Raw genomic sequence first — 24,831 nt, 5'->3', positions numbered from 1 at the left:
CTAGTAGGCATCGGCGTACCAGAAGGAGACAACCTTTCCATCCGGACCGATGATCCCACCCGCGCCTCCATGGGGATCTGAGTACTTCACGCCGAACTGACCATTGTCAAACGGCATCCTCTTTGCGTTCAAGCCGGCCTTTCCTCCCGGCTTGGTCAGTCGTTGTGCCCAATTGTTTGAGTCCTGCAAGTACTGTTCTGGCGTGACGTTCGCCGGTGCGCCGTGCTTGTTGTAGTGGTATTGGAAACTGTCCTCGGGCGAGTCAAAAGTGCCCTCGTTCCAGGAATCCGCAACCCCGTTCGGGCATTGCCCCGTATTGTGAACCAATATCGGCGTGGTGCCGGCGAGGACATAGTACGTGTGGAGGTCGTCGACGGTCAGGTTGTACATGTCGGCGGCCGGCGCAGGGAGGGGGTACGTCGCGGCGACGGACACATGCCGGCCGGTCGCCGTGATCAGCGAGTGACCGGGGACCAGGGCGCCGGCCCGTACCCAGGTGTGGGTGGTGTCGTCCCAGAACCGGTGGAGCGACGTGGTGCGGATCGTGCTCGTGCGGCCGGAGCTGTCGCGGATCGTGACATCGGCAAGGTCGGAGTCATGGTTGACGTGTGTGGCCGTGACTTTGCGCGGGCCTTTGTGCTTTCCGTTGTCGGGGTCCGCGGCCTCGACATCGTCACCCTTCTTGATGTCTTCTATCCGCTTCGTCTTCCCACCGGACATCAGGACGCGCGTGTCCGGAGTGAAACTGCAGGCACTGCTGCCCTCCGACGAATCGGAGAGCGCGGTGCGCTCGGAGTTGATGAGGTCGTTGGCGCCCTTGCCGAGGAGGGTGACACCGGCTGCGGCGAGGGTACTGCTGGCGAAGACGGCGGGCGCGCCGACCAGGCACAATGCGCCCGTCGCACATGCGGTACCACCCAGGAGGTCACCGCCCACGCCGACCTCGGTGGCCATCAGACCGAGCACCATTTCACTGGCGCTGAGAAGAGAGGCAGGATTGAATACCTTGAGAGTCTGCTTTCCGGCAGATTTGAAGAAATTCCAGGTCTGACGGGTAATGGAAGGCGGCGGCTTGGGCTTTGCCCGGAAGTGGGCGACGGTAATGCTGGTCTGCCCATGGGTGGGAATGCTGACGACGGCCACCCAGGTGTCGCGGTCGTCCGTCCTGCTGTGCACTTGGTTGTAGGTCCAGCCGCCCTTGGAGGTGTTGGTCCAGAAGGCGTTGTTCTTCTTGTTGTACGCGTCCTCGTCGTAGAGGGAGTCGGTGGCGAGCGGGCGCAGACCGCTGGGGTCGGCGTAGGTGACGGGGTTGGCGTTGGCGTAGGTGTAGCCGTTCATCTGCTGGGGGTTGGTCAGGTCCAGCACCGGGTCCACCGAGATGAAGCGGCCGGTCGACGGGTCGTACTCGCGCGCGCCGAGGTGGGTGAGACCGGTGGCCGCGTTCGTTGTGCCGCCGACGAAGCCCTTCGTTCCCTGCCAGCCCGTGGTCGAGCTTCCGCGTGTGGCGCCGAAGATCGTGGTCTTCCGGCGTGTGACCGCCTGCGTCGCCGCGTCGATCTGCGTCGTCGCCGTTCCGTGCGGGTCGGAGACCAGGTAGACGATCTTCCCGCCCGAACGGAGGGCCACGGTCTTGCCGTTGAAGTCGTAGTAGCGCGTGCCGGTGAGCGTGCCGTCGGGCTTGAGGAGGAGTTCGTTGCCGCCGGGGAGGTAGAGCGTCGTGCCGGTGGCGTCCGTCGAGGTCAGCCGGTTGCCGGCGGTGTCGTAGGTGTAGGACGCGAGCGTGGTGGTGCCCTGCGTGACCGAGGCCAGGTGGCCCTGCGGGTCCCACGCCAGGGACTGCTGCGGGGCGGAACCCAGCGTCCGCGTCGTGGTGTTGCCGTCCGCGTCGTACGTGTAGGTGTCGGTGTGCGGGTTGCTGCCGGTCTGCGTGACGCGCGGCAGGTCGTGCGTGCCGGTGTCGGGGGCCGCGTACGTCCGGGTGGTGTCGGCGGCGGGTCCTGCGGTCGTGGCGTGCTGGGTCTCGGTGGTGCGGTTGCCGACCGGGTCGTAGCTGTACGACGTCCAGTACGCGTCCGGGCCTCCCACGGTCGCGGCGGAGGGCCCGTCGGCGCAGTGGCTGCCGCCGTTGAGCGTCCACGCCTGCGTCACGCGGCGCAGCGCGTCGGTGCCGAAGCACTGGGTGTCGGTGACCGCGCCGGCGTCCTGTCCGGTGGTGTCGCCGATCGAGGTGACGTTTCCGGCCTGGTCGTAGGTGTAGTGGGCGGCGTCGATGCGTTGGGGTGCGGTGTCGCGGTCGGTGATCTGGTCGGTCAGCGCGCCGGTGTGGTCGTCATACTCGTACGACGTATAGACCTTCTGATTGAAGGCGCCGAACTCCTCCCGCGCGTCCCGCCCGTAGTGGTCGTAGACGGTGTTGGACACGACCGGGTCCGAGCCCGCCGCCAGCGTCACCGGCAAGGCCGAACCGGAGGTGTAGAGCGGGGTGACGTCCTCCTGCGGGAGTCCGCCGATCGCGGGCTGCCGGGTCCACTTGACCTGGCCGGTGAAGTAGTACGCGGTGGTCCACGCGTAGGTCCCCGCCGGCGCGACCGTACCCGGGATCGTCACCCGGGAAGCCGCCGGCAGATAGAGACTGCTGTAGGAGGTGACCTCGCTGGTGTACGGCTGCCCGTCGACGTACTGCGTCGACTTCGCCGGCTGCCCCACACCGCCGGTCGCCGTGTCGTACGTCCAGGCCGACAGCGTCGTCGTCGTGCCCTGATAGGTGGAGGTGAGCTGAGTCGGACGGCCCAGGGCGTCGTAGTCGCTGTGCAGACGGTAACCCCGCGCGTCGGTCGTGTCCGTGACCCGGTCACCCGCGTCGTAGGCCACGGAGGCCGGGCCCTTGTCGGGGTCGTTCGCGGTGATCTGCCGGCCGCGGGTGTCGTAGGTGTAGGTCCACTTCGCGCCCGTCGGGTCGGTGACCTGCGCGAGTCGCCCGTGCGCGTCGTACGCCGAGAGTGTGGACTGCGACGACGTGCGGGCGGCGTTGGTGTACTCCTTCAACTCCGTGGTGCGGCCCAGCGCGTCCAGCACCGTCGTCGTGGCCGTCCCGCCCGGCGGCGGCACCACCGTCACACTGTCCCCGGTGTACGTACTCGTCGTAACTTCGGCGGGGTCACCGAACTTCTTGGCGGTCACCGACACCACCCGGCCGGCGCCGTCGTACGCCGTGTCGGTGGAGGCCGGGTAGTGCAGCTCCTGGCCGGTGACGGGGACCGCCTCCGGGGAGCCGTCCGCGTAGTAGGTGCCCGAGGTGCGCCAGGCGAGGCCGCGCGTGTCGTACAGCGTCTCGGTGACCAGCCGTCCGGAGCCGTCGGGGGAGGGCGCCTGCGTCTGGTACGGCCGCAGCATCCCGTCGTAGAAGGCGTAGGAGGGCTGGTAGACCTCCTGGTAGTTGAGGGCCTTGGTGGTGACGACGACCGGGCCGTCGTTGCGGATGGTGTAGCCGAACGTGCAGCTCGGTGTCGTCGGGTACGCGGACTGCGCGCGGGCCGGTGTCCACACCTGGGTGACGCGGCCCAGGGCGTCATAAGTCGTCGTCGTGACACGGCTGTTGGCGTCGGTGACGGTCAACGGCTGGCCGCGCAACGGGTCCAGGGTCGTCGTCACCGTCTGGCCCAGCGGGTTGGTCACCACCGCCTTGGTCGGGACCTCGCCGGTGGTGGGGGTGTAGACGGTCGTGGTGGTCTTCCCGAAGGCATCGGCCACGGAGAGCGGACGGCCGTAGAGGTCGAATTCGCCGGCCGGCACGGCGCTCACCTGGTCGTAGCCCGACCCCGAGCCCTTGATCTGCTCGACCTTGGTGACATCACCCTTGGTCGGCGCGGCCGTGACCGATGTCGCGCCGTCGTAGTACGTACGGGTGTCGGCGTTGAGGTCGGCCGGCAGAGCCGGTGTGACATCGCAGGTCCGGTCGGTGGTCCGGGTCTCGGCGACCAGGTCCAGCAGCCAACTCGTGGTGTTGCGGGTGTAGGTGGTGGTCGTGCAGGACTCGTCGCCGGACTTGGCGGTGTCCCCGGTGGACGAGGACGTCGACACCATGCCGTAGGAGTCGAAGGTGCTGTGCACCGATGTGGTCCGGGTGCCACCGGTCACGGTGGTACGGGTCTGCTCGTCGGATGTCCCGGTGTGGTAAGCGACCAGGTCGGGCAGGCCCGTACGGGTGCGGGTCGCGGTCGCCGCGGACCGCCACGGCGTGTACGAGGTCGCCGACACGAGCTTGGCGGCGTCGTCCCCGTTGTAGGTCGCCGACTCCCGTACCATTCCGGCGAATTGCTCCCGGTCGGTGACCGCCACGCCCGCGGAGTCCTTGACCGCGGCGCCGTCGACACCCCGGAAGTAGCGGGTCTCGCCGAGCGTCAGCGGATCGAGCCCGGCCCCCGTACGGGTCTGCACCAGCCCGTAGCCGCGCTGCACCGAATACGTACGGTCGTCCGCCTTGCTGAACTCGTCCGTCGATTTGGCCCAGGCGGCGCCGCCGACGTAGGCGTACGAGGTGACCTTGTCGGGGGTGGCCGCGAGGTTGTCGCTCTCCACGACCTGCTTGACCGGGTAGGAGTTGAACCAGTCGAGCTTGGCGGTGTCGCCTTCGTAGGGCCATTTGACCGGGTAGCAGGTGGTGGTGTTGTCGGCGTCGGCGGTGGGCAGTGAAGTCGCCGTGCAGCCGGGGTCGTTGTAGTAGACGCCGATGGTGCCGCCGGTCTCGGTGGTGATCTGCGACATCCGCAGCCGGACGAACGGAGCCAGCGCGTCACCGGTCTTGTCGACACGGTTGGCCAACTGCTCACCGCTGAAGGTGACCGGGGGAAGCAGCGCGGTGAACGTTCCCGCGGAGTTCACCGATCCCCGGGTGACGGAGTTGAGCCACAGCGGAGTGGAAATGCCGTCGCCGGCCGGCGGGAAGCCCTGGTCCAGCTTCCAGGAGTCGACGTTCTTGTACGCGCCGCCGGTCAGTACCTGCGTCGTCACCAGGGTCAGCCGCTTGCGGGACCAGAACGTGGGCGAGTACTGGTCGGCGCACTTGGTGGCGCCGTCCTTGCAGTTCTGGTCGACGGGTGTGTCGGGCCAGTTGGCGGCGTGTGCGGTGTCGAAGGTGTCGCAGCCGGTCAGGCAGCGCTCGGAGGTGCCGAAGAGCACTTTGCCCATGGCTTTTCCGGCGTAGACGGCGTTGGAGCGCAGTCCGTAGTCGATGTGGTCGAGGTAGCCGCCGCGGGTGTACGGCGTGACGGTCGACGCGCCGGTGGTGGCGTTGACGTCGCGGCCGTAGTTGTTGGTCTCCTTGTTCCAGTAGTAGGCCATGGCGTTGCCGTGGACGTCGGTGACGTAGTCGAGTTGCCAGCGCCAGGCCTGCTGGCACCAGGCGGCGGCGAAGGAGGAGTTGTAGCAGGGCTCGCCGGTCTGGTTGCCGAAGACGGGTTCGGTCCAGGCGGAGTTGGTCTCCGGCGTGGTGGAACCGGTCCAGCCGGGGAGGCGGTTGAGACCGAAGTAGTACTGGGTGCCGTCGGTGGTGGTGATCTTCCAGTACTCGCCGTCGTTGTCGCCGTTGACGGCGCCGGTGAGCTTTTCGACCTTCTCGCCGGAGTCGTCGGCCGGGTGCCAGCCGGTGGTGGCGTCATGGACGAGTTCGGTGGACTTCCCGCCGAGCGAGAGGGTGGCGTTGTCGTTGTACCAGCACAGATCGCCGACCTTGGTGGTGTTCGTCCCGCCGGTCTTGTCGTCGTCACAGGACTTGTAGCGCCGCTCGACGAACCCCGGCTCGTACGCCCAGCCGTCACCGATCCACGACGGCTGATTGTTCGACGCCGAGGTCTGGCCGTCCACGCCTTGCGAGTTGTAGCCCAGCGACACCGACGGCTGGAGCCCGCCCGGCACCGCCGGGGCGGACATCGGGTACGACCAGCTGAACGCCCCCGTCGAGTCCCCGGCGCTCCACGAACCCGACGGCTGCAACGACGTCGCCGTGTACGTACCCGAGGAGCCCGACGCGCCCGACTCCGCCGCGAGCACCGTGGCCCCCGAAGCGGCGGCGGTGACCTGAGCCGAAAGGGTGGACGCCGTGGTGTCGTTGGTGGTCTCCACCGGGGTGGCGACCTGGCAGGCGGCTTCCTCCGGGGTGGTCAGCGCGCACGCCGGCAGTCGCACCAGGCGCAGCCGGGAGGCCCAGTCACCGCCGTAAGCACCGCGGAAGGACGCGTAGTCGACCTGTACCCGTACGGGACCGGGCTGCTTCACCCCGTCCGTGCGGCCGACCGACAGCAACAGGCCGTCGACGCCCGCGCGTTGGGCCGCGGCGTGATCGGCCACAGTCACGCGTACAGCTGACGGCCGTGACGCTCCGGCCCGTGGCGCGGCCCCCGAGGCGGCCACCCGTACCGGCAACGACCCCGCCCGAACGGCCGATCCGGCCGGGCTGATGTCGGCGTGTCCCGCGCCCGGCCAGCTGACCTTGGGCGCTTTCCAGTGCGTGGCCGCCGCGTTGGGGCGTTTTCTGCCGCCGATGGCCAGCGGCTTCACCGGCACGGCCTTCGGCTGTCTCACCCCCGGCAGCGACAGCCCCGGGACCGCGTCGGCGACCCCCACCGCCGGCAGCAGGGTCACCGCGACCGCGACCACCGCCGACACCGCCACCGACCGCACACCGAACCAGCCCACGCCGACACCCCACCCCTTGCCGTCATTGCAATGAGGGCCGGACTTTAACAACTGCTGCCGCGCGGTCACCAGAGCCGAAAAATTCGCCATTTCTTTGTGAATCCTCGGTCGTAGTACCGGTCACCGCCCGCGCGATAACCGGTCGGGGCGCCCTTCGTCAAGGGGGCGTTTCGGGGCAAAAGTTCCGGGAAAGAATGGCGTCCGCACCCGGCGTACGACGTACGACGGGTCCGGTCGTCTGAGGGTGGGTGCCGCTGTCACCTGCGTAGATACCCTCTTTGGTCGCTGACTGCGGTTCGCTTCGCCGTATAGAGTTCCGTCAAAATGTCCGACGAAGAAAAGGAATGTAATGTTCCAAATAAGGCGTGGCGGGCCGCCTCCGCGAAGGTATATGCACGGTATTGCCGTGGCGATGGCCGCCGTCATCGGGAGCGCGGGACTGATCCCTCTTTCCGTGGCTTCCGCCGCCCCGCGCCCTTTCGATTCGGCCACGGTCAGGGACAGTGGTTCCCGCTCCGTGGCCGGGTCTTCGGGGGTGGATGACGGGTCGGTGTCGGAGGAGGACCGGGCGTTGGGGGAGGCGCGGTCGTCGGGTGTGGCGGTGGAGGTGGTGTCGGCGCGGACGGAGTTGTCGGATGAGTGGGCGGATCCGGATGGTTCGTTCGCGGTGCGGCGTTACGGTTCGCCGGTGCGGGTGTTCCGGGGTGGGGTGTGGGTGGCGGCGGATCCGTCGTTGGTGTTCGCGGGGGACGGGAGTGTGGTGCCGCGGGCGGTGTCGGTGGCGGTGGTGTTTTCGGGTGGGGGTACGGGTCCGCTGCTGTCGGGGGTGAAGGACGGGCGGACGCTGACGCTGTCGTGGCCGTCGCCGTTGCCGGTTCCGGTGCTGGAGGGGAATGTGGCGACGTACGCGAATGTCCTGCCGGGTGTGGATGTGCGGCTGAAGGCGGAGGTGGAGGGGTTCTCGCAGCTGATCGTGGTGAAGTCGGCCGCCGCTGCGCGGAATCCGGCGCTGGCGACGTTGCGGTACACGATGAGTACGGTGGGGCTGTCGGTGGCTTCGGATGCGGATACGGGCAGTATCACGGCGACGGATCCGGCGGGGCAGACGGTGTTCACCAGTCCGACGCCGCTGATGTGGGACTCCACCACGCAGACCAGCGGCACGACCGGCACGGCCGCCGCCAAGTCGGCCAGGGGGGACAAGCCGGCCGGGGCGGGCGGGGTTTCGCGTGCCGCACCGGCCGGGACCCTGCTCGCCGCGGGTGATGCGGGTGGTGTGTTCGAGCCGCCGCCGGGTGCGCGGGACGCGCAGATGGCCACGTCGGTCAGCGGCAGCACTTTGTCGATCACCCCGGACCAGGCCCTGCTGACCGGCAGCAGCACTCAGTATCCGGTGTACATCGATCCGTCGTGGGCGTGGGGCAAGCGGCAGAACTGGACGCGGGTCTACAAGAAGTACCCCACGACGTCCTTCTGGAACGCCAACGAGGTCGCCCGGGTGGGGTACGAGGCGGAGACGAACGGGCTGTCGCGGTCGTTCTTCCAGTGGGACATCTCGAACATCGAGAACGCCGGGGTGATCTCCTCGACGTTCCGGATCAAGAACACCTGGTCGTGGTCGTGCCAGGCACGCCCGGTGCAGCTCTGGCAGACCGGGCCGATCACCTCCCGCACCACCTGGAACAACCAGCCGGGCAAGATCGGCTCCTCCCCGCTGGCCACGGTCGACCAGTCCAAGGGCTGGGGCAGCGCCTGCCCGGCCGGCAACCTCGAATTCGACCTCACCCCCAGGATCAGGGACGCCGCAGCCCATGCCAACGCGAGTGTCACCCTGGGCCTGTACGCCGCGGACGAGTCCGACACCTACGGGTGGAAGAAGTTCGACCCCAAGACCGCCGTCCTGGAGACCACCTACAACCACGCTCCCACCGCTCCCGCCGACCCGGGTACCAACCCCAGGACCTCCTGCGGCGCCGGCGGGCTGATCGGCAACACCACGGTCAGTCTGCACGCGACGGTCGACGACCGGGACGCCGGCAACCTCACCGCCCGCTTCCAGGTCTTCCCGGCAGGGTCCGCCACCGCGGTCGTCAACACCACCGTCCCCGCGCTCAGGGGGCGGGTGGCCACCCTGGTCGTGCCCGACAGCAGCCTGCCCACCGGCACGTACACCTGGAAGGCCAACGCGACCGACGCGATGAACGCCACCTCGCCCTGGTCGGCGACCTGCACCTTCACCGTCGACCGCACCCGCCCCGCCCGGCCACCACTGATCAGCTCCACCGTCTTCCCACCCGGCGACAACGGCTGGCCCACCACGACCGGCAAGGCCCGTACCGCCGCCGACTTCACCCTCGCCGCCAACGGGGTCACCGACGCGAGTGAGTACGGCTGGTACACCGACTACGACCCGCAGGTGAACTACGTACACGTGGCGGCCGGCGGCACCGCGACCGTCCGGGTCACACCGCCCGGCTTCGGCCCGCACTTCGTCTACGCGTTCAGCGTCGACGCGGTCGGCAACCGCTCCGACACCGCTGCGTACATCTACTACGCGGCCGGTTCGGGGGTCCGGGACGTCCCCGGTGACCTCAACGGCGACGGCAACGACGACATCTGGAACGTCGACTCCAACGGCACCCTGCTCACCTACGCGGGCCAGGGCGACAGCCAGTTCTCCGCCGCGACCAACGGCGGCCAGTCCTTCGACGGTGCCCAGGTAGGCTCGCGCGGCGACTGGGGACAGGACGGCTACAACGACCTGATCACCCTCCAGCCCAACGCCACCGGCACCGCCAAGAACCTCTGGGAGTACCCCAACAACGGCTCCGGCATCGCCACGGACGCCGGGGTCGACGGCGGCAAGCAGCCGCTGACCGTCGCCTGCCCGGCCGTCACCGCACCCACCGACGACAACCCCGACGGCTGCGCCACGGGTGACGACCACTGGCACGACGCCGACCAGATCATCGCCCCCGGCGACCTCAACGGCGACGGCGCCCCCGACCTCCTGGTCAAGGAGGGCACCCTGCTGTGGGCCTACTACGGCGACCGCGCCACCAAACGCCTCGACATCCACGGCGACCCCGTCCTCGTCGGCGGCGCCGACTGGAACAAGTACACGATCGTCGCCCCTGGCGATGTCAACGGCGACGGCCTGCCCGATCTGCTGATGCGCGACAAGGCCAGCGGCGATCTCTTGCGCGCCTACGGCAAGCCCGGCGAGCAGCCGGGCGTCGTCAACCCCGCCACCTGGGGCGATCCCGGCAACCGGGTGAAGGTCGGCGGCGGACTGACCTCCGCCTACGCCGTACTCGGCGCGGCCGACGTCAACGGCGACGGCCTGCCCGACCTGTGGGCACGCAAGACCGACAACACGATGGTGGGCTGGGCCGGGATCTACACCGGCGGCGCTCTCACCGGCTACCAGACCTCGTTCAGCATCGACGGCATCGTCGGCGGCACCCGTATCCCCGCGGGCACCACGCTGACCTCCGGTGCGAGCTTCACCTCGCGCTCGGCCAAGCTCACCCTGCGGTCCGACGGCAATCTCGTCATCACCAACAACAGCGGCTCCACCCTGTGGTCCACCGGTACGAGCGGCAACCCGGGCGCCACCGCCGTGATGCAGCCGGACGGCAACTTCGTGCTCTACAAGGCCGACGGCAGCACCGCGCTGTGGGCCTCCAACACCCGGCAGGCGGGCGGCTACGCGCTGCTCCAGGACCGCGGGAGCCTCGTCGTCTACAACGTCAAGGGCCAGTCGCTGTGGAGCAGCGGGACCGCGGTACGGCACGACTACACCGGCGACGGCCGCAGCGACATGGCCGACTGGTACGACTTCGCCGACGGCCACGACGGGACGCACACCTTCCCCGCCGCCTCCGACGGGACGCTCACCACGCCGTTCTCCTCCTACAGTTCGCTCGCGGGCAGTTGGTACGCGGAACACATGAAGTTCGTCACCGGTGACTTCAACGGTGACGGACTGGGCGACGCGGCCGTGCTCTACGGCTACAGCGACGGGTCGGTGAAGCTCTTCACCGCGCTGAACAACGGCAGCGGCGGATTCAAGACGCCGCAGCCGTCCTGGAGCGTCCCGGCGGGTCAGTGGTACTTCGAGCATGTGCACCTGGAATCGGGCGACTTCAACGGCGACGGCCGCGACGACCTCGCCGCCTGGTACGACTTCGCCGACGGCCACGACGCCCTGTACACCTTCACCGCCAATGTCCAGGGCGGCTTCAACGCCCCCTTCTCCTCCTACAGTTCGCTCGCGGGCAGTTGGTACGCGGAACACATGAAGTTCGTCACCGGTGACTTCAACGGTGACGGCCGCGACGACGTCGCCGCGCTCTACGGTTACAGCGACGGCCATGTCACGATGTTCAGCTTCCTGACCAACCCGGACGGCGGCTTCCAGGCCCCCAAATCCTCGTGGACCAGCGCCACGTGGGGTTCGTTCAGCCGCACGTATCCGCAGGCGGGCGACTTCGACGGCGACGGCAAGGACGACATCGTCTTCTGGTACGACTACGCCGACGGCCACGACGCGACGCACACCGCGACTGCCAAGTCCGACGGCTCCGGTGGCTTCAACACCCCGGTCCAGTCGTGGACCACCGTCGCCGGGGACATCTACTACCAGCACATGAAGATCGTCACCGGTGACTTCAACGGTGACGGCAAGGACGATCTGGCCGCCATGTACGGCTACGAGGACGGCTCGGTCCGCATGCTCACCTGGACCGCCAAGTCCGACGCGTCGGGCTCCTTCAACGGCTACACCAAGGGCTGGTCGACCACCCCCGGCAACTGGACCTTCGGCAACGTCACCATGATCGCCCCCTACAACTGACGGACTGACACATCGTCACCCAAGGTGCCCCGGCAGGCGTCCGCCCGCCGGGGCACCCCCTTGCCCGTATGGACGGTGGGGGACTGAACGGCCTTGTCGTACAGGGGAGTTGCGCGGCCTGTGGGAATCGGCCGCCTCCCGGAGGCCGGGAAACCCCCTCCACGGCTGTCACAGGTGTGACATAGGCTGACGACCGCCGCCCCCGCTCGTCGCGGGTGAATCGACGCGGCATTACCTTGGGGGGTAATCACCACCGTGCGTACGCGCACCCTCGCCGCCGCGACCTCGCTCGCGGTCGTTTTCAGCTCGGCCGCGCTCGTCGCGGTCTCGACGGCACCGGCCGTCGCCGACTCCGCCAAGACCCTCTCGCTCAGCTCCGCGGGCGATGTGCTGGTCGACGGGGTCCACCAGCGGGTCTACATCTCCGACCCCTCCGGCGGCCGACTGGTCGTCACCGACTACTCCGGCACGGTGCAGAAGACCCTGCTCGATCTGCGGGGCGTGGACGGCCTGGCGCTGTCGGCCGACTCCGGCAAGGTCTACGCCGCGGTCGCCGGCTCCGACCGGATCGTGGCCGTCAACACCACCACGTACGCCCTGAGCGCGAGTTACCCGATCGGCGCCGACAACCCGCAGACGCTCGGCGAGGCCGGCGGGAAGCTGTGGTTCGGCTACGCCGAGGGGTCCGTCGGCCACCTGGGCTCGCTCGACCTGTCCGGGCCCGAGCCGGTCGTCACGCTTGAGCAGGAGGGCGGCCGGTCCTGGACCCGTACGCCGCTGATCGGCTCCGATCCGGCCGCCTCCGTGATCGCCCTCGGCCAGCGCGAGGGCGGCACGCTGGCCGTCTACGACGTGTCCTCGGGCAGCGCGGAGCTACGGGTCCAGTCCGACCTGGGCAACGAGGGGGACAATCTGCGCGACCTCGACGTGTCGCCCGACGGCACCGAAGTGGTGACCGCCAGCGGGTATCCGTACCACCACCCGGTGTTCTCCACCACTGACCTGCACAAGCTCCTCCAGTACCCGTCCGGTGACTACGGAAGCTCGGTCGACATCAGCCCCAAGGGCGTCGTCGCGGCGGCCACGTCGTCCTGGTATGCCCCGGACCTGCACATCTACGAGCAGGACTCCACCACTGCCGTCCGTGAGTACGACTACCCCAACACGGGCAACAGCAGCGGCGGCGACACCCAGGTCGACGGCGCGCTGGCCTGGGCCCCCGACGGCAGCCGGGTCTTCGCCGTCTCGGTGAACAGCGAGGGCGTGTATTCGCTGCGGACCTTCACCGACCCCACCAAGTACCTGCCCAAGCTCACCGTCAGCGCCCCCGCCAAGGCGACCCGGGCCAAGAAGCTCACCGTCACCGGCAAGCTGACCTCGGCCAAGGCCCTGCCCGCGGGCACGCCGCTGACCGTGACCCGTACGGACATCGACTCGCCCAAGGGCAAGGCGCTGCCGGCGGTGAAGACCGCGGCGGGCGGCGCGTACTCCTTCACCGACACCCCGCCGGACGGCGGCACCGTGAAGTACACGGTGACGTACGCGGGCGACGCGGCGCACGTCAAGGTGTCGGCCTCCGACAGCGTGGCCGTCTCGCGCAACGCGACCAAGCTCACGCTGAACCGCAACGGCAAGCTCTACGCGTACGGCACGCACGTCTCCTTCACCGCGCACCTCGGCTCCACCTACAAGAACCGTACGGTCGCGATCTACGCCGATCCCTTCGGCGGTGACAAGCCCAAGAAGCTGATCAAGTCCGGCAAGGTCAACTCCAAGGGCAATCTGTCGGTAACCGTGTCCATGACGCGGGACACCGCCGTCTCGGCCGTCTTCTCGGGCGACGCGCGGTCCGCGTCGAAGACCGTCAAGTCCACGGCGTACGCCAAGGTCAAGGTCTCCTTGGCCGTCTCCAAGCACTACAAGACGGGCAAGATCGGCTCCACGAAGTACTACTGGTTCCACCAGACCAGCGACCCGGTGCTGACCACGACCATGACGTACTACAAGGGCCGCCAACAGCGGCTCGACCTCCAGGTCTACTCCCAGGGCAAGTGGTACACGACCGCGTCGGAGTACTTCGCGCTGAACACGAAGGGGAAGTCGGTCGTCCGTCTGGAGGGGCCCGGCAAGGGCGGCGCCGGAATCCGCGCGCGCATGCGGGCGGCGTACATCAACGGGTCCTCGGGGGACACGGTGAACTCCACGACGTACGGGGCGTGGAAGTACATCTACTTCACGAAGTAGCGCGCGATGTAGTTACGGGTGGGGGACAGGGCAGGCTTTCCGCGAGGGCGGGGGCCTGCCCTGTTCGCGTTTCGGCGTCAGTCGGCGGCGCGGTGGTCCGCCAGGTGCTCGGTCAGGCGGTCGAGGAAGGGGCGCTGGCCCTTCACGATCTTCTTGCGGGCCTCGTCGAGGGGGAGCCAGGCCGCCCGGTCGATCTCCGGGAACTCCTGGAGTCTGCCGGAACCGTTCGGCCACTCCATGGTGAACGTGCCGGGGACGGCGAGGGCGGGGTCGAGGTCGCCGAGCAGCGCCCAGACGGTGACGACCTTGCCGCCGGACTGGCGGACGTCGCCGAGCGGGACCAGTTCGCCGTCGGGCACGGGGAGACCGAGTTCCTCGCGGAATTCGCGCCGGGCGGCACTCAGCGCGGGCTCGTCCGGCTCGTACTCGCCCTTGACCACGCTCCACGCACCCGCGTCGCGCCGGGCCCAGAAGGGTCCGCCCATGTGGCCGAGCAGCACTTCAAGGGTGCCGTCGGTGGGGGTCGGGGCCGTGTCGTCATCCGTGCCGGGGTTCCCGCGGAAGAGCAGGATGCCGGCGCTGTGTTTGCTCGCCACGCCGCCAAGTCTGCCGGGCTGGTGCGGCGCCCGCGCGGCCGCAGCCCCAGCCGGTGTGTCGGAACGCGGGCGCGCGGGCGGCGGTCCGTAGGGCCTGCCGGTATATACGGAGTAACTGGTTCCGTAACCGCTGGTGTTCGGTCGGGCGATTGTGGTGCAGATTGTGCTGGCCTGCGGTGGCACGGTCATCTGTGGATTCATCACTATAAGTCAGGTAAAGACCGGAACAGGGAATTGATCTCGCCATGACGGGCTATTTCGCCTCTGGGTTCCACTCGACTGGGCAGCTTTGCCAAAGCATGGTGAATCGATTGGATGTGCTTTGCTTTTTGACTGCAAGGATGCAGCGCTAACTGCACGGTGTGATCTGTTCACCGTGTGTTACCTCTGGGTGGGGGCTGGGATGGGGACTGGTGGGGGCAGGCGTCTGCCTGCGTACGCGGCTTGGCTGGCGGCGGGGGCGCTGCTCGTGCAGCCTTTGGTGATGGCCGGGGCTCAGGCGGCCGCGGCTGACACCTCTTCAGGCCCCCGGGCCGCTGCCGGACTGTCACCGGAGGCCGAGGCGTCGCAGCAGGCGGCCGACTCGGGCAGCCCCGTCGTAGTGGCTTCGGAGACGACACCGACTCAGCTCGTGACGGCATTGCCTGAAGGAACGTTTCAGCTGGACGTCGACACGGTGCCGGTGAGGGCCCGTCAGGACGGTTCGTGGGTGCCCCTCGACACCACGCTTCAGGTGCTGGCCGACGGTTCGGTGCGGCCGAAGGCCGCCGCCGCTGACGTGACGTTCTCCGGTGGCGGTGCGTCCGCGCCGCTGGCAACCGTGTCTCGGAACGGCACGTCGTACAGCGTCTCCGCACCGTGGACCCTTCCGGTACCGACGGTCTCGGGTTCGGTGGCGACCTACGAGTCGGTGCTGCCGGACGTGGATCTGCTGGTGACGGCGGTCCCGGACGGCTTCACGGAGAACGTGGTGGTCAAAAGCCGCGAGGCCGCTCAGAACCCGGAGTTGGCGAGCCTGCGGTTCCCGGTGTCCCTCCAGGGACTGGACGTGCGCGGCCAAGCGTCGGGCGGGGCGGTATTGGTCGACGACCAGGGCCGCCCGGTGTTCTCGACGGGCGCGGCGCTGGCGTGGGACAGCGACAGCGGCGGTACGGGCGGTGAGCCCGCGACGGAGCGGATGTTCGGGCCGGCGGACACGGAGGTCGGGCCAGGGCCGGGCTCGAAGACGTCGGTGATGGATGTGGACATCACCGCTACGGCGATGACGGTCACACCGGACCAGGACTTCCTGACCGATCCGGCGACGGTGTACCCGGTGGTGCTGGACCCGCAGACCACCAGTTCGTCACTGGCGGGATGGACCGCCCTGTGGTCGAACGCGAGTATGGCGTCGACCTCCTTCTGGAAGACCACCCACAGCCTGGGCGTCGGCTACGAGGCGAGCGTCGACAACAAGAAGGTCCGCTCGCTTTACCAGTTCGACACGCATGTGGTGGATGGCAAGAAGGTCCTGCAGGCGACGTTCACCGCCGAGGAGATCTGGTCGGCGAACTGCACGGCCAAACCCGTTGACTTGTGGAGCACCGGCGCGATCTCGTCGTCCTCGACGTGGAACAAGCAGCCCAGTTGGAAGACCAAGGTCGACACGGTCACCGTGGCGAAGGGCTGGTCCTCGTCCTGTCCGGGCGGGAACGTCGAGTTCGACGCGACCCACGCGATCCAGGACGGGACGACCACCACCGTGGGGCTGCGGGCTTCGGACGAGTCGGACCCCATCGCGTGGAAGCAGTTCGCGTCCCCGTCGGACACCAAGCCGACCCTGTCGGTGACCTATGTCTCGGCGCCCGCGACACCGACCGCGCTGAAACTGTCCGACCCGAATGTGGCCTGCGGCCCGCGCTCCGGTCTCGCGACGAACATCCGTTCGCTGACGCCGACCCTGACCGCGACGCCGAAGTCGGCGGACGGCTCGCAGGCGACGTTGCGCTCGAACTTCGAGCTGTACCGCTTCGACCCGGACATTCCCGACCCCAAGGTGGCCTCGGGCAGTTCGTCGGCGTGGACTGCGTCGGGCACGGCCGGTACTTGGAAGACACCGACGCTGCAGAACGGCCAGACGTACTGGTTCCGGGCACGCACGGAGTACAAGTACACGTTCAAGGGCGTGACGGCGTCGATGTATTCGGGGTGGACGACCACCGGGGTGTGCGCCTTCCACATCGACACCAGCAAGGTCCTCCCGCCCACGGTGACCTCGACCGCCTATCCGGAGTGCGCGAGCGCGGACGATCCGGACACGTGCACGGCGCACGGCGGGGTGGGCGCGCCGGGAGCTTTCACTCTGACCGCCGGTTCACCGAACGTGGTGAAGTACACGTACACCCTGAACGGCGGGGCTCTGGTGACGAAGTCGTTCTCGTCACCGACCGCGAGTACGGCGGTGACGCTGTCGCCGAACGCGCTGGGGCTGAACGCGCTGACGGTGGAGACCGAGAACTCGGCGGGAGCCACCTCGGTGGGCGTGACGTACTTCTTCCGGGTCGCTCCGGGGGCACCGGCGGTCGACCACTGGGCGTTCGACGAGGGCACGGGCGCGAGCGCGGCTGATTCCGCCGGCACTCATCCGGCGTCGCTGTCCACGGGCGCGGCCTGGTCGGACCGGGCCCGCACGGGTAAGGCCCTGGCCACGGATGGCACCGCGAGTTACGCGTCGGTCGCGTCTCCGGGCCTGGACACCTCGAAGTCGTTCACGGTCTCGGCGTGGGCCCGGCTGACCGGCACATCCCACAACGCGGTGGTGGCCGCCCAGGCCGGTGTGAATGGCTCCGCGTACGCGCTGTACTACTCCACGGCGTACCAGAAGTGGATCTTCAACCGGTACACCTCCGATGTGGCGTCACCGACGATCGTCCGCTCGGTCGCCACGACCAGTCCGGCCGTGGGCGCGTGGACGCATCTGCTGGGGGTGTACGACGCGCAGGCCCAGACCATCCAGCTGTACGTCAACGGGCTGCCGCAGGGTAATCCGGTGGCGTTCACCACCCCTTGGGCGGCCACCGGCGCCATGCAGATCGGCCGCGGACAGCTCAGCACCAGCTTCACCGACTACTTCCCCGGCCAGATCGACGAAGTCCAGCTGTGGAACCGCATCCTGTCGCCTGACGAGGTCGCCGGCATTCAGGACATGACCGATCCGGCAACGGGCCTGGCCCGTCCGGCCCTGGTGTCGGACTGGGAGCTGAACGAGTCGTCCGGCGGCACGGCCGCCGACTCCTCCGGCTACGGTCACGCGGGCACCCTCGGCTCCGGCGCCACCTGGACGGACGACCTCGAAGGCTCGATGGGCAACGTGCTCAGCCTGGACGGCACCGCCGCTTCGTATGTGTCGGTGCCCGGCCCGATCGTCGACTCCCAGGGTGACTTCACGGTGTCGGTGTGGGTGTATCTCGATCCGGATGCCCTGGCCAACACCAGCACCGCGCACACGATGCGGATCGCCGGGCAGTCGGGCACCACCCGCGACTCCTGGGGCCTCTGGTACACCCAGGCGGCGGGTCAGTCGGACGGTCACTGGGTGTTCGGCCGTACCTCGGCCGATACGACAGCGGCGACCACCACGACATCCCCGGGGAATGTGACGGCCGGTAGACCCGCGGTCGTCGGGCAGTGGACGATGCTGACGGGCGTGTACGACGCGGCGAACGGCCGTCTGCAGCTGTATGTGAACGCTCAGCCCTCGGACGCGACCGGTGACGACCCAAACGGCTCCGACACGGGCGGCGGGACCGACTTCACCTCGTCGTGGCAGGCGACCGGCACGTTCTCGATCGGCCGTGGACGTACCAACACCGGCGCCTACGGCGATCCGGTCAAGGGGATGGTCGCCAAGGCCCGTGTGTGGACCGGCCTGGTCTCCTGGCAGGACGTCGTAACGCTGTTCAACTCAGAGGAGCCGCCGCCCGCGTTCCCTGACGAGTGACGAGAGCCTGCGACACGGCGTGAGCCATTTTCGTACGAATACGAGATGCGGAGTTCGGTGATGGGCAGCATTGGGGTGGGGACGGTCAGGCGGCACAGGCAGCGTCGGAGCCGGTGGTGGATTGTGGGGCTGGCGGCCGGGGCGGTCCTGGCCGGCGGCCTCGGATCGGCCCCGGTGGTGTGGGCGAGCGAGCATCACGGGCACTACAACGTGTCCCTGCCCAAGGCGAAGTACGGCACCGCCGTGCCTTTCCAGGTCGCCGCGGTCAAGCGGAAGGACCCGGCGGCCGACGCGGCCAAGCGCACCGCTGAGCTGCTCAAGAAGCCGGTCTCCTGGCCGACTTCGGTCGATGCCGTGGTCAGACCGATCGGCCGGACGGCCGCCGCCTCCGCGGACTCCGCCGGTCTTACTGTCACCGTGGCGCCGCACTCCGCCGCGACAGCTGCCGGAGTCTCCGGGGCCGTGCTGACGGTGACCAGGGCCAGCGGGGCTGAAAGCTCCTCCGCCTCGAAGATATCCCTGGACTACTCCGGCTTCGCGCACGCCTACGGCGGTGACTTCGGCGCTCGTCTCACCCTGGTCCAGTTGCCGGTCTGTGCGCTGACCACACCGGAGAAGGCCGAGTGCCGCACGAAGACGCCGGTGGCGACGGAGAACGACCTCAAGGCGCAGACCCTGACGGCCTCCGTACCGGCGGCGGGTCCCGCGTCGGCCGGCACCCTGCTGCTGGGCGCGGACGCGACCGCGAAGTCGGGGGCGGGCTCCTACCAGGCGACCTCCCTGGCTCCTTCGGCTTCCTGGAGTGCGGGCGGCTCCAGCGGTGACTTCTCCTGGTCGTACCCCTTGGCAGTGCCTCCCGCGGCAGCCGGCCCAGCACCGAATCTGGCGATCGACTACGACTCGCAGAGCGTCGACGGCCGGTTGCCGTCGACGAACAATCAGCCGTCCTGGATCGGTGAGGGCTTCAACCTGCCCGCGTCGTACATCGAGCGGTCCTACGACTCGTGCGACGACGACGGCCAGTCGAAGAAGTACGACGAGTGCTGGGCGAACGACAACGCGACCATCGTTCTGAACGGCAAGGCCACACCCCTGATCAAGGACCAGACCAGCGGCGTCTGGCACCCCAAGGACGACGACAACGAGCGTGTCGTGCGCTCCACGGGAGCGACCAACGGGGACAACGACGGCGAGTTCTGGACCGTCACCACCACTGACGGCACCCAGTACGTCTTCGGCAAGAACCGGCTGCCCGGGTGGACGACCGGTAAGCCGGAGACGAACTCCACCTGGACCGTACCGGTGTACGGCGACGACAGCGGCGAGCCGGGCTACAGCAACGGCACCTCGTTCTCCGGCCGGGCCGTGACCCAGGCATGGCGGTGGAACCTCGACTACGTCGTGGACACCCACCACAACGCGATGTCGTACTGGTACACCAAGGAGACCAACGCCTACGGGCAGAACGGCACCACCACGGCCAACGGCACGGTGTACGACCGCGGCGGCTACCTGTCGCGCATCGACTACGGGGTCACCGACTCCACGTTCTTCGGCAACGCCCCTGACCAGGTCGTCTTCACCACAGCCGAGCGGTGCCTGGTCACGAGCACGGAGACGTGCGGCTCCCTGACCTCCTCCACGGCCAAGGACTGGCCGGACGTGCCCTTCGACCGGATCTGCGCGTCGGGCGCGGTCTGCAAGGACTCGCCCGCGCCGACATTCTTCACCCGCAAGCGGCTGACGGGGATCACCACCAAGGTGTGGGACGCGGGCCTCTCGACGCCTGCCTACCGCAGTGTGGACTCCTGGGCCCTGGACCAGAGCTTCGTCGACCCCGGTGACGGCACGTCGGCGAGCCTGTGGCTGAAGTCGATCACCCGCACCGGCCTGGACGGCACCGCGCAGGCGATGCCGAAGGTCTCCTTCGAGGGCCTCCAGCTGCCCAACCGGGTGGACACCACCCATGACGACATCGCCGCGCTCATCAAGTGGCGGGTCCGGACGATCACCACCGAGACCGGTTCGGTCATCACCGTCAACTACAACGACAACGATCCCACCGGCCAGTGTGTCGCCGGCACGAGCATGCCCTCGGCCCCGGACAGTGACACGAAGCTGTGCTACCCGGTGATGTGGACGCCGCCGACCATGGCGGCCCCGCAACTGGACTGGTTCCACAAGTACGTGGTCAAGCAGGTCGTCGAGTCCGATCCGAGCGGCGGGGCGCCGAGCAGGGAGACGGACTACACCTACGCGAACCCGGCCTGGCACTACGACAGTGACAACGTCACCAGCCTGGCGAAGTACAAGACCTGGTCGGTGTGGCGCGGATTCGGCCAGGTGACGACCACCACCGGCAATGACCAGACCACCCGTACCAAGACGGTTGCCACGTACTTCCAGGGCATGGACGGCGACAAGCAGTCCAGCGGCCCCGCCCGCACCGCGACCGTCACCGACTCCAACAGCACCCACGTCACCGATCAGGACCAACTGGCGGGCAGCGTCCGCGAGTCGCGGACGTTCAACGGCACGGCCGAGGTCGGCAGCACCATCACCGACTGGTGGATTCACCAGACCGCGACCGACGGCACCCGTACCGCCGACTACGTGCGGCCGTCCGCCGTCCACACCCGCACTGACCTCACCAGCGGCCTGCCCCGCACCACGACGGTGTCCACCACCTACGACTCGACCACGGGCGCCCCCACACAGGTGAACGACGGCGGCGACGACACGGTCAGCGGCGATGAACAGTGCACCCGCACCACCTACGCGGACAACACCACCGCCTGGCTGCGGGCCGTGCCGATCCGGATGGAGAGTGTGGACGTCGCATGCGCCGCGGCCACCACGCGCCCCGCCGACGTGATCGCCGACGTCCGCAACCTGTACGACTACCAGTCCTACGGAACCGCGCCGACGCTGGGCGAGCTGACCTCCACCCAGCGGGTGTCGTCCTACAGCGGGTCCACTCCCGTATACCAGACCGTCTCCAGCAGCACATACGACACCCAGGGCCGGAACCTGAGCGTCACGAATGCCGACGGAAACAGCAGCACCACCAACTACACTCCGGTCACCGGCGGCCCGTTGACCAGTACGCTCACCAAGGACGCCAAGCAGTTCGCCACCACGACGACTTTCGATCCGGCACGCGGACTGGCTCTGTCCGTGGTGGACCCGAACAACAAGCGCACCGACTTGGGCTACGACTCGCTGGGGCGGATGACCGGCGTATGGCTGCCGACCCGCATCAAGGCGTCCAACCAGCTGCCCAACATCAGCTACGACTACCAGCTGTCCAAGACTGTCGCCTCGTACGTCCGCACCGGGAAGATCCGTAACGACGGCACCAGCTACAACTACACGTACGCGATCTACGACGCCATGTTGCGGCCGCGCCAGACCCAGGTCCCCGCTCCTGGCGGCGGACGGGTGATCACCGAGACGAAGTACGACTCGCGCGGCTTGGCCGTCGAAGCCGACGCCAACTATGTCGACGCCACGAACGCGTCCGGAGCGCTGGCGAACATCATCTCCGCCCAGCCGTCGCAGACACAGACCACCTACGACGGAGCCGGACGCCCCACCCTCGCCGACTTCTACGCCGGCGGTACGTACAAGTGGTCGAGCAGCACTGTCTACGGCGGTGACCGCACGACCGTGATCCCGCCCAACGGCGGCATCGTCACCACCACTCTGGTCGACGCACTCGGCCGTACCTCCGAGACCCGGCAGTACGACAACGGCACCCCCAGCGGCCCCTACACGTGGATCTCGTACGACTACGACGCCAAGAACCGCCTGAACAAGGTCACCGACGCGAACCACAACGTCTGGACGTACGACTACGACCTGATGGGCCGCAAGATCACCACCACCGATCCGGACGCCGGCGCGAGCACAACCAAGTACACCGACCTCGACCAGGTGCTGTCCACCACCGACAGCCGCGGCAGGACGATCAGCTACACGTACGACGAAATCGGCCGCAGGACGGGTGAGTACGACGCCGCGGGCGATGCGCAGGCCCCCGCCAACCAGCTGGCCAAGTGGACCTACGACAACGTCGCCAAGGGGCAGCCGACCTCCTCCATCCGCTATGTCGACGGTTCCGAGACCGGCGCCACGCAGTACATGTCCCAGGTCGGTGCCTACGACGCCCTGTACCGGCCGACCTCGACCCGGGTCGTGATCCCCTCGGTCACCGGTGAGGAAGCCCTCGCGGGCTCCTATGTATCGTCGGCCTCCTACTTCCTGGACGACACCCTCGCCTCGGTGACCGACCCGGCCGCCGGCGGACTGCCGACCGAAGCGATGGTGTACACCTACAACAACCTGTTCATGCCCACCAAGCTCCAGGGCTCTTACAGCTATGTGCGTGACAGCGTGTACACCAAGCTGGGCCAGGTCCAGCAGATCACCATGGCCACGGCCAAGCAGGTCCAGGAGACCAACACCTACGAGGACGGCACCGGCCGGCTGACCCGCCAACTCGTCACCTACGACACCGGCGGCGGCATCGTCCAGGACACCCACTACGGCTACGACGACGCCGGCAACCCCACGATGACCGACGCCCGCGCGGACGGCGCGGACGACACCCAGTGCTACCGCTACGACGGTCATGACCGGCTCACCGATGCGTGGACCTCGTCGGACACCTGGCAGACCGCGGGCGCCTGCGGTTCGAACCCGTCGACCGCCGCCCTGGGCAGCGGGCCCGCGCCGTACTGGCAGTCCTACTCCTACGACCTGCTCGGCAACCGCACTCAGCTCGTCCGGCACGCCACGGCCGCCGGTGCCCCGGACACGACGACGACCTACGACTACGGGGCCCCGGTCGGCTCCCCGAACGGCAAGCAGCCCCATACCCAGACCGGCTCGGCCACCACCATCGCGGGCAGCACCACCACCAACTCCTACGGCTATGACTCCGCCGGCAACACCACCACCCGTGACCTGGGCGGCACCACGGAAGACCTCGTCTGGGACGACGAGGGGCACCTCGCCTCGGACACGAAGTCCGACGGCACCTCCGCGTCCTACCTCTACGACGCCGACGGCAACCGGCTGCTGACCCGCGACGACACCGGCACCACCGTCTACCTCGGTGACACCGAACTCCACCTCGACAAGGGCACCACCCACACCACCGCCACGCGCTACTACACCTGGCTCGGCCAGACCGTCGCCGTCCGCTCCTCCGACGGCAGCTTCAAGTGGACCCTGTCCGACGCCCACGACACCGGCACCACCCAGATCGACGCCACCACCCAGGCCGTCACCCACCGCCGTACCGACCCCTTCGGCAACGTCCGCGGCACCATACCCGGGGCGTGGACCGGCGACCACGGCTTCGTCAACGGAGTCCGGGACACCACCACCGGCCTCACCCACCTCGGCGCCCGCGACTACGACCCCACCACGGGCCGCTTCATCTCCCTCGACCCGCTCCTCGAACTCACCGACCCCCAGCAGATCAACGGCTACAGCTACGCCGCGAACAACCCGGTCACGGGCTCGGACCCCACGGGCCTGATGAACAAGGACAGCAGCGGGGGTGGCGGCGTCGTGACACCCCCCGCCTCCGACTGCCCGCCCGTCTGCACCCTCGATGGCCAGGCCCATGGCCCCAGCACCGGCGGAGGAGGGAATGGGCAGGCGAAAGAAAGTCAGCGCCCGACGGGCAGTGGTACATCCAGACTGACTAATGTCAGCTCGCATGTTTCGATCGATAAACGGTCAGGCTATGCAGCTCCTCTTGCATCGGCGTGGGCATCGATCGTGCAACATTTTGGACATCTACCGAGTGGTCCCAGTGAGGAATACCGGTACTGGCGAGCACTTTGTGATCTTAATCAGTGCCCTCCGGAGCTCAATGGGGCATTCGGGATAGGGAATTTGAATTTTGGGCAGAGTGATATATTTATCCATGGTGCTGTTCTAGTTACGGCAACTGGAATGGTGAGAAGTTTCAAGGATATTCAGAGCCTGAGAGGGGTCACTCGGGAGGAAGTCAATCAAATGGCTACAGATGCAGGATTCGAGAAGCATGATATGAATCCTAGGGCTGCTACAGGCGGAGAGGGTGACAGGTATTCCATGCCGGATGATCCGGGTGTGCAGATAATGTGGGAGAAGGGCGACCCGGACTCGTATGGGGATCCAGTGCACAGGGGGCCATATGTGAAATATCAGGTGTCGAAGTCTACGATGGGTGGAAAGAAATGGGAGGCGCGAATTCCTGCGTATGGAAACCCGGATCCATCGACGGGTCATGGTGGAGGTTTTCCGTCTCAAGTGGAGGCGTGGTTGGATGAGAGATTTCCATCGGTTGAACCACCTGGCATGTCCGGTGAAGTGGAGTTCCCTGAAGTAGGCGCGCCGTAGTAGCGGGTGTGAATCATCAGGCGCGTACGGGCGATCGGCATGGTATCTTGGCGGACGTGAGC

Annotated in this window: 6 protein-coding genes; 4 read left to right on the top strand and 2 right to left on the bottom strand. The window is 67.9% G+C overall.

What is annotated here, in order from left to right; genetic code table 11:
• The gene (locus OHA30_RS03105) at positions 1-6,783 is read right to left on the bottom strand and encodes a polymorphic toxin-type HINT domain-containing protein (protein WP_328912236.1); all 6,783 of its coding nucleotides are present in this window, start codon (positions 6,781-6,783) and stop codon (positions 1-3) included.
• 598 nt (positions 6,784-7,381) lie between these two features.
• On the opposite strand from OHA30_RS03105, the gene OHA30_RS03100 reads away from it, so the two are divergent.
• Both OHA30_RS03100 and OHA30_RS03095 read left to right on the top strand, forming a co-directional pair.
• Positions 7,382-11,551, top strand: coding sequence for an FG-GAP-like repeat-containing protein (locus OHA30_RS03100; protein WP_328912235.1), 4,170 nt, complete (start codon positions 7,382-7,384; stop codon positions 11,549-11,551).
• A gap of 255 nt (positions 11,552-11,806) precedes the next feature.
• Positions 11,807-13,795, top strand: a complete 1,989-nt coding sequence (locus OHA30_RS03095; RefSeq protein ID WP_328912234.1) for an Ig-like domain repeat protein — start codon at positions 11,807-11,809, stop codon at positions 13,793-13,795.
• A gap of 77 nt (positions 13,796-13,872) precedes the next feature.
• Here the strand turns inward: OHA30_RS03095 and OHA30_RS03090 are convergent, their stop codons facing one another.
• A complete protein-coding gene (locus OHA30_RS03090) occupies positions 13,873-14,391 on the bottom strand; it encodes an NUDIX domain-containing protein (protein WP_405785874.1) in 519 nt (172 codons plus the stop codon).
• A 709-nt stretch (positions 14,392-15,100) separates the two neighbouring features.
• Between OHA30_RS03090 and OHA30_RS03085 the strand changes: the two genes are divergently transcribed.
• Together OHA30_RS03085 and OHA30_RS03080 are read left to right on the top strand one after the other, a co-directional pair.
• The gene (locus OHA30_RS03085) at positions 15,101-18,370 is read left to right on the top strand and encodes a LamG-like jellyroll fold domain-containing protein (protein ID WP_328912233.1); all 3,270 of its coding nucleotides are present in this window, start codon (positions 15,101-15,103) and stop codon (positions 18,368-18,370) included.
• Positions 18,371-18,493: 123 nt separating this feature from the next.
• Positions 18,494-24,769, top strand: a complete 6,276-nt coding sequence (locus OHA30_RS03080) for an RHS repeat domain-containing protein (RefSeq protein ID WP_328912232.1) — start codon at positions 18,494-18,496, stop codon at positions 24,767-24,769.
• Positions 24,770-24,831: the final 62 nt, after the last annotated feature.

It is taken from the genome of Streptomyces sp. NBC_00223, assembly GCF_036199905.1.
Lineage (GTDB): Bacteria > Actinomycetota > Actinomycetes > Streptomycetales > Streptomycetaceae > Actinacidiphila.
Note: the sequence above shows the minus strand (reverse complement) of the source record. Positions and strands in the feature narration are given on the sequence as shown.